This is a genomic window from Finegoldia magna (assembly GCF_003182075.1).
Taxonomy (GTDB): domain Bacteria; phylum Bacillota; class Clostridia; order Tissierellales; family Peptoniphilaceae; genus Finegoldia; species Finegoldia magna.
In genome coordinates, this window is the sequence record NZ_QGTH01000005.1 from 100,507 (window position 1) to 108,231 (window position 7,725).

Annotated in this window: 6 protein-coding genes; all 6 read left to right on the plus strand. The window is 31.7% G+C overall.

The window, feature by feature from the left end:
• Positions 1–94 precede the first annotated feature (94 nt).
• Positions 95–2,149 carry a glutamine synthetase III domain-containing protein gene (locus DES33_RS03270; RefSeq protein WP_094224831.1) on the plus strand — a complete coding sequence of 685 codons (2,055 nt, stop codon included), beginning with the start codon at positions 95–97 and terminating at the stop codon, positions 2,147–2,149.
• A 14-nt stretch (positions 2,150–2,163) separates the two neighbouring features.
• Positions 2,164–3,762 (plus strand): CTP synthase, encoded by a 1,599-nt coding sequence (pyrG, locus tag DES33_RS03275; RefSeq protein ID WP_110058072.1) that lies wholly within the window; start codon positions 2,164–2,166, stop codon positions 3,760–3,762.
• A gap of 5 nt (positions 3,763–3,767) precedes the next feature.
• Complete coding sequence (locus DES33_RS03280) at positions 3,768–4,556, plus strand: type III pantothenate kinase (RefSeq protein WP_110058073.1); 789 nt, start codon at positions 3,768–3,770, stop codon at positions 4,554–4,556.
• Complete coding sequence (gene dusB, locus DES33_RS03285; protein ID WP_110058074.1) at positions 4,549–5,481, plus strand: tRNA dihydrouridine synthase DusB; 933 nt, start codon at positions 4,549–4,551, stop codon at positions 5,479–5,481. The genes DES33_RS03280 and dusB overlap by 8 nt, the downstream gene beginning before the upstream one ends.
• An 83-nt stretch (positions 5,482–5,564) precedes the next feature.
• The gene (greA, locus tag DES33_RS03290; protein ID WP_094205876.1) at positions 5,565–6,044 is read left to right on the plus strand and encodes a transcription elongation factor GreA; all 480 of its coding nucleotides are present in this window, start codon (positions 5,565–5,567) and stop codon (positions 6,042–6,044) included.
• 2 nt (positions 6,045–6,046) lie between these two features.
• On the plus strand, positions 6,047–7,725 hold a 1,679-nt coding region (gene lysS, locus DES33_RS03295; RefSeq protein ID WP_110058075.1), incomplete at its 3' end, for a lysine--tRNA ligase.

A 7,725-nucleotide genomic window follows, 5' to 3' on the forward strand; every position in this document is an offset into this window, starting at 1 on the left:
TGATTAAATATAATAAAAAAAACACTATTTTTGTTTTTCATAAATTGGCTTTCTTTGATTGCCAATTTTTTTTATTTTAATACATGGAGGTATTATGGATACAAACAAAATTTTTGGGATTGACACTTTTGATAAAAAACAAATGAAAGATTCACTACCATTTCCTATTTATCAAAAATGGAAAAACGCAGTTAGAAAAGAAGATTTACTTGATATTGAAACGGCAGAAATAATTGCGCATGCGATGAAAAAATGGGCGATTGAAAGAGGAGCCACTCATTTTTGTCATTGGTTTCAACCATTAAATGGATTAACAGCAAAAAAACATGATTCATTTTTGGATAGAGGAGATGATAATACTCCAATAAATAGATTTTCGGCAAAAGAATTAATTAAAGGAGAACCAGATGCTTCATCATTTCCTACAGGATCAATTAGATCTACGTTTGAAGCAAGAGGTTATACTTATTGGGACTGCACATCTAACACCTTTATTGTAGATAATATTATGTATATACCATCGGTATTTGTATCTTATGATGGGACTACGCTGGATAAAAAACTGCCACTACTTAAAAGCTTGGACTACTTGTCTGATTATGCTACTAAACTTTACAACGAGATTTCTGATGACCATTGTTACAGAATGAAAGTCAAAATCGGATTAGAGCAAGAATTTTTCCTTATAGATGAAAATGTATACAAACAACGTATTGATTTAATTAATACAGGAAGAACACTTTTAGGAGCACAAGCTCCCAAATCGCAAGAACTTACTGACCATTATTTCGGTTCAATTCCACAAAGAGTTGAAGCATTCTACAAAGATGTTGACGAGAAATTATTCAGACTTGGAATATACGCTAAGACTGAACACAATGAAGTTGCTCCAAATCAATTCGAAGTAGCGATTCTTTTTGAAAACGCAAATATTTCTGTAGATGATAACCACTTAGTTATGGAAATACTTAAAACTACTGCAAGAAAACATCATTTAGTATGCTTGTTGCACGAAAAACCATTCAAAGGTGTAAATGGTTCCGGTAAACACAATAACTACTCTTTAGTTACTAATCACGGTAGAAATGTATTTTCACCAAAAGCTGATATGGAAAATGACCTTGTGTTTTTGATATTCACAGCATGTTTGATAGAAGCTGTAGACAAATCACAAGCACTTTTAAGATCCGCATCTTCAACTACTTCCAACGACTATAGATTAGGAGGAGATGAAGCGCCTCCATCAATAATATCTATGGATTTGGGGCAAGATATTGAAGAAACATTTAACTCTCTTATGAATGAAGAAGAAATTGTCAGAAATTATCCTGAATTTTCGATAAATAGATTTGATTACATTCCACCAAATATGACAGACAGAAATAGAACAAGTCCATTTGCCTTCAGTGGAAACAAATTTGAATTTAGAATGTTAGGCTCTTCAAATAGTGCAAGCGATGTGAACATAGTTTTAAATACAATGTATGCAAATGCAATTAAAAGAGTATATGAAAAATACAAATCTCAAAATGAGAATATAGAACAATTTATTAAATCAGAAGTTGTCAATATTTTGAAAAATCACAAACATATTTTGTACAGACAAGACAACTACACAGAACTTTGGAGAGAAGAAGCAAAGAAGAGAGGTTTATTGGATTTAGTTCATTATTTTGATTCTTTGTATTCCTTAATTTCAGAAGAATCTATCAAGGATTTTTGTGGTATACTAAGTGAGGAAGAATTACATGCAATCTACGATGTTGGATTGGAAGATGTAATAACAACTCATGGAATTGAAGCGAAGACTTTGATTTATATGTTAGATAAATTTGTTATTAATGCTTTCTCAAAGCAACTTATTCAAAACAGCAAATTAATCGAAAAATGTGGAATTAATAGTTTGGATTCTACACAAGAAAAATTGAAAAATGGTTTGAATGAAATTATTGACAAAAGAAATAATTTGGAAGAAATGATACAAAAATCTGATTTTGAATCTAAATACGATAAGGCTAAATATTTTCAGTATGAAATTAGTCCATTAATTGAAGAAATCAGAGAAATACACGACGGTCTTGAAAAATTTGTCTACAAAGAAAATTATAGTTTGTGTGATATTCAAGACATATATTCATCATTAATATAATTATAGGAGGAGTAATGAGTAAATTTATTTTTATTACTGGAGGAGTTGTCTCTGGTATAGGTAAGGGAATTAGCGGAGCAAGTATTGGAAGAATGCTAAAAGATAGAGGGATTTCTGTATTCATGCAAAAATTTGACCCGTACTTGAACATAGACCCAGGTACTATGAGTCCTTATCAACATGGAGAAGTTTTTGTAACAAAAGACGGAGCAGAAACTGACCTAGACTTAGGCCATTATGAAAGATTTATTAACGAAGAATTAACTCAAAGATCTAATATTACGACTGGAAAAGTCTACAACGACGTTATCAAGAAAGAAAGACGTGGAGATTATAACGGCAAAACCGTACAAGTTATTCCGCATATTACTGATGAAATAAAAAAAGCGGTGTATAAAGCAGCTGAAGAATCACAAGCAGACATTGTTATAACAGAGATCGGCGGAACTGTAGGTGATATTGAATCATTGCCATTCTTGGAAGCAATCAGACAAATCCACGCTGAAAACGAAAAAGAAGACGTATTATTCATTCATACAACCTTAGTTCCAACAATTCCTGGAAGCAATGAACTAAAAACAAAACCAACACAACATTCTTATAAAGAATTGATGAGTTTGGGAATAAAAACAAATGTAATAATCCTTAGAAGTGAGGGAATAGTTACAGATGAATTAAAAGAAAAAATCTCATTATTCTGTGATGTTCCAGTTGAGGCTATTATTCAATCATTTAATGTTGACTTTATCTACGAAGTTCCATTGAAATTCCAAGAACAAAATTTGGATAAATATATCATGAGAAAAATGAAACTAAAATCCAAAGGCGAAGAAGATGGAAAATGGAGAAAAATGATTGAAAACTACAGAAAAGCAACTGAAACTGTAAATATCGGTTTAGTTGGAAAATACACAGAACTTCACGATGCTTATCTTTCTGTAGAACAAGCATTGATAGATGCTGGATATGCAAACAATCACAAAGTAAACATTCGTTGGATTAATTCCGAAGAATTAAACAAAGACAATATCAAAGAATCATTTGAAGGATTGAATGGTATTATCGTTCCAGGCGGATTTGGTGGCAGAGGCATGGAAGGAATGGTTGAAACTTCAAAATATTGTCGTGAAAACAATATGCCATATTTCGGAATTTGTTTGGGAATGCAAATTGCAGCAATAGATATCGCTAGAAATGTACTTGGTTTAGCTGATGCTAATACAGCGGAAGTTGTTGCTGATTGCAAAAACCCTGTAATAAGTTTAATGAAAGAACAAAGAGATATTGAAGATATAGGTGGAACATTAAGACTTGGTAACTACGAGTGTCACTTGAAAGATAAATCATTGGCAAAAGAATTGTACGGTGAAGAATTTATTCAAGAAAGACACAGACACAGATATGAATTCAACAACGATTACAGAGAACAATTTGAACAAAATAATGTTGTATTCTCAGGAATTAATGACCAATACAACTTGGTAGAAATGCTTGAAATACCACAAAATAAATTCTTCTTAGGTTGCCAATTCCATCCGGAATTCAAATCAAGACCTAACAAAATTCATCCTTTATTCGATGGATTCATAAAAGCATCCATTGAAAACAAATAAAGAAGGTGGAAGATATTTTACTTGTAATAGATATTGGAAATACTAATATTGTATTGGGTATTTTCAAAAATGATGAGTTGATTTTTGAATGGAGAATATCCACAGATTTGCACAAAACTAGTGATGAATACGCTCTAACATTAAGACAAGCTTTGGAATATTCAAATATTAAAAAATCTGATATAAAAGAAGCTATTATTGGTTCTGTAGTACCAAATCTGATGCCAACTATACCAAAAGCAGTAAAAAAATATTTGGGAATTGAACCATTGATAGTAGATGAAAATATAAAGACGGGAATAGTTAATAAATACGCAAGTCCAAAAGAGGTCGGCGTAGATAGAATAATCAACGCAGTAAGTGCTTGTAAAAAATATTCTACTCCAGTTATTATCGTAGATATTGGAACGGCGATTACTTTTGATTATATTTCGGAAAATAAAGAATATTTGGGAGGAGCAATAGCTCCGGGGATTGCAATTTCATCAGAAGCATTATTTATGAAGACTGCAAAACTACCAAAGATCGAAATAGAAATGCCGGATAAAGTTATTGGAGATAGCACCGTAAAAAGTATGCAATCAGGAGTTGTATTTGGATTTATAGGATTAATAGATTATATAATTGAAAAAATCCTAGAAGAAAAACACAAAACAAAAGATGAAGTTACAATTATTGCAACTGGTGGTTTTTCTTATTTGATTGCAAAACAATCAAAGTATATTACAATTATTGACAAACTAATCACTTTAGATGGCTTAAAAATTATTAACGAATTAAATAGAAATGATTAAAGAAAAATTAAACTTAAATAGTAATTTGTTTTTGGCACCATTAGCTGGAGTTACAGATATTCCATTTCGAATAATCTGTGGAGAATTGGGAGCGGGGTTGTGCTTTACAGAAATGATAAGTGCCAAAGCACTTTACTATGATGACAAGAAAACTAAAAAACTTTTAGATACAGATCCAAGAGAGAACAATACATCTGTTCAAATATTTGGACACGAACCAGAAATCATTGCATATGCAACTAGATTTCTGACTGAAAATTACAATTTCAAATCAATTGATATAAATATGGGATGTCCTGCACCGAAAATTTTCAAAAACGGTGACGGCTCAGCTTTAATGGGAGATTTGAACTTAGCGGAAGATGTTATAAGAGCTTGTAAGAACAACACTGATTTGCCAGTTTCTGTAAAATTCAGACTTGGAATCGATGAAAATTCCATGAATTACATGCAGCTTGGACAAATTTGTGATAGATTGAAAGTAGATTATATTACACTTCACGCTAGGACAAGAAAAATGTTTTATTCAGGAGAAGCTGATTGGTCTCATATAAAAAGATTAGTGGAAAATGTAGACATACCTGTATTTGGCAATGGCGATTGTTTTACAAAAGAAGACATTAGAAAAAATATGGAATACTCAAATTGCGATGGAGTTTTGTTGGCAAGAGGTGCAATGCAAAATCCATTTATTTTTAGTGATGATGAAATCAAAACTAAAGAAGAAGTTATCGACACAATAAAAAAACACATGCAATTGAAATTGGAATTTTACGAAGAAAAACGTGCGATTTTGGAAATGAGAAAGCACATTCAATGGTATCTGAAAGGATTTAGAAATTCTAATAAAGTTAAGAACAAAATCAATCAATTGACAGATCTTGTTGAAATATACAAAATACTAGATGAATTTAAAAATGAATAGTTTAATCATATACTAAAAACTTGACAATTATGCCTTTTGTTATATAATTTTAGAATATATGGTTAAAATAAGGAGAATAGATTATGGCAGATAAAGAATTTTTATTAACTCAAGAAGGATTAGATCAACACAAAGAAGAACTTGAGTTTTTAAAGACTACTCGCAGAACAGAAATAGCTGAGAAAATCAAAGTTGCCAGAGGATTTGGCGACCTTTCTGAAAATGCAGAATATGATGAAGCTAAGAATGAACAAGCGCAAGTAGAAGAAAGAATTAACTATCTTGAAAACTTGCTACTATATGCAAAAGTAATTCAAGATGACGAAAATCAAAAAGACGTTGTGACAGTTGGATCAACAGTAACTTACAAAAACTTAAAGTCAAACAAAGAAATGACATATAAAATAGTAGGGACAGCGGAAGCTGATCCTTTTGAAGGTAGAATTTCAAATGAATCACCAACTGGAAAAGCCCTGTTAAACCTAAAAGTTGGTGACACTACTACAGTTGAAACACCAGGTGGAATCGTAGAATTAAAGGTATTAACTGTAAAGAAAGGATAAAAATGGAAAATTTAAACGAAATGCTACAAATTCGTAGACAAAAGTTACAAGAATTATTAGATGCAAATGAAAATCCTTACGTTCATGAAAAATTTGACAATGCTAATAATACAAAAGAAATCCTAGATAACTTTGACGAATTTGACGGAAAAGAAGTTAAAATAGCCGGAAGAATTATGAGCAAAAGAGGACATGGAAAAGTTAACTTCATGGACTTACAAGATTCTTTTGGTAGAATTCAATTATTTAATAAAGTAAATGAATTAGGCGAAGAAAATTATGCAAAAGTAAAAAATATGGATATCGGAGATATCGTTGGTGTTGAAGGATGTATTTTTAAAACACAAAGCGGAGAAGTATCTATTAGAACAAAGACTGTAGTTTTATTATCTAAATCATTACAAATATTACCTGAAAAATGGCACGGACTAAAAGATCCTGATTTGAGATATAGACAAAGATATGTGGATTTAATTATGAATCCAGAAATCAAAGATACATTCATAAAAAGATCTAAAATTATTTCAGCAATCAGAGAATTTTTGGATACAAGAGGATTCTTAGAAGTTGATACTCCAATTTTGAACACAATAGCTGGTGGAGCAAATGCTAGACCATTTATCACTCACCACAACACATTGGATATCGATATGTATTTGCGTATCGCAAATGAATTATACCTTAAGAGATTAATTGTAGGTGGATTCGACAAAGTTTATGAAATGGGCAGAATGTTCAGAAATGAAGGAATGGATCACACTCACAATCCAGAATATACGGCAATAGAATTGTATCAAGCTTACGCTGACTATAATGATATGATGGATATCACAGAACAATTAGTTGCTTTTGTTTGTGAAAAAGTTAATGGATCTATGAAAGCACAATTTGGTGAAACAGAAATAGACTTTACACCACCATGGAAAAGAATAACAATGGTTGATGCAATAAAAGAATATGCAGACATCAACTTCGATGAAATTGAAACAGATGAACAAGCTCGTGAAGTTGCCAAAGCAAACAATGTTGAAATCGCAGACAATATGTCACGTGGCGAAGTTATCAACGAATGTTTCGAACATTTCTGCGAAGAAAAATTAGTTCAACCAACATTTGTATTGGGTCATCCAGTTGAAGTAAGTCCATTGGCTAAGAGAAATCCAGATGATGAAAGATATACTCACAGATTTGAAGCATTTGTATGCACAAAAGAAATAGCAAACGCATTTAGTGAATTGAACAACCCAATCGACCAAAAAGAAAGATTCTTAAAGCAAGTTGAAGCCAGAGAAAATGGCGATGACGAAGCTCAAATGATGGATTATGATTTCTTGAATGCATTAGAAGTAGGACTTCCACCAACAGGCGGTTTGGGAATTGGTGTTGACAGACTTATAATGATGTTAACTAACAATGAATCAATCAGAGATATAATGTTGTTCCCAACAATGAAGCCAATAGGCTTAGAAAAGGCAGAAAATAGCGATTCATCAAAAGAAACTTACGAAACTTACGACAAACTTACGACAGAAAAAATCGACTTTTCAAAAGTGAAAGTTGAACCATTATTTGAAGATATGGTTGATTTTGAAACTTTCTCAAAATCTGATTTTAGAGTTGTAAAAGTTAAGAACTGCGAAGAAGTTCCAAAGTCAAAAAAACTTTTGAAATTTACATTAGA

Excerpts from the sequence above, each read along its gene's own strand:
- greA (WP_094205876.1), top strand. The coding sequence starts at position 5,565 with ATGGCAGATAAAGAATTTTTATTAACTCAAGAAGGATTAGATCAACAC.
- pyrG (WP_110058072.1), top strand. The coding sequence starts at position 2,164 with ATGAGTAAATTTATTTTTATTACTGGAGGAGTTGTCTCTGGTATAGGT.
- DES33_RS03270 (WP_094224831.1), top strand. The coding sequence starts at position 95 with ATGGATACAAACAAAATTTTTGGGATTGACACTTTTGATAAAAAACAA.
- dusB (WP_110058074.1), top strand. The coding sequence starts at position 4,549 with ATGATTAAAGAAAAATTAAACTTAAATAGTAATTTGTTTTTGGCACCA.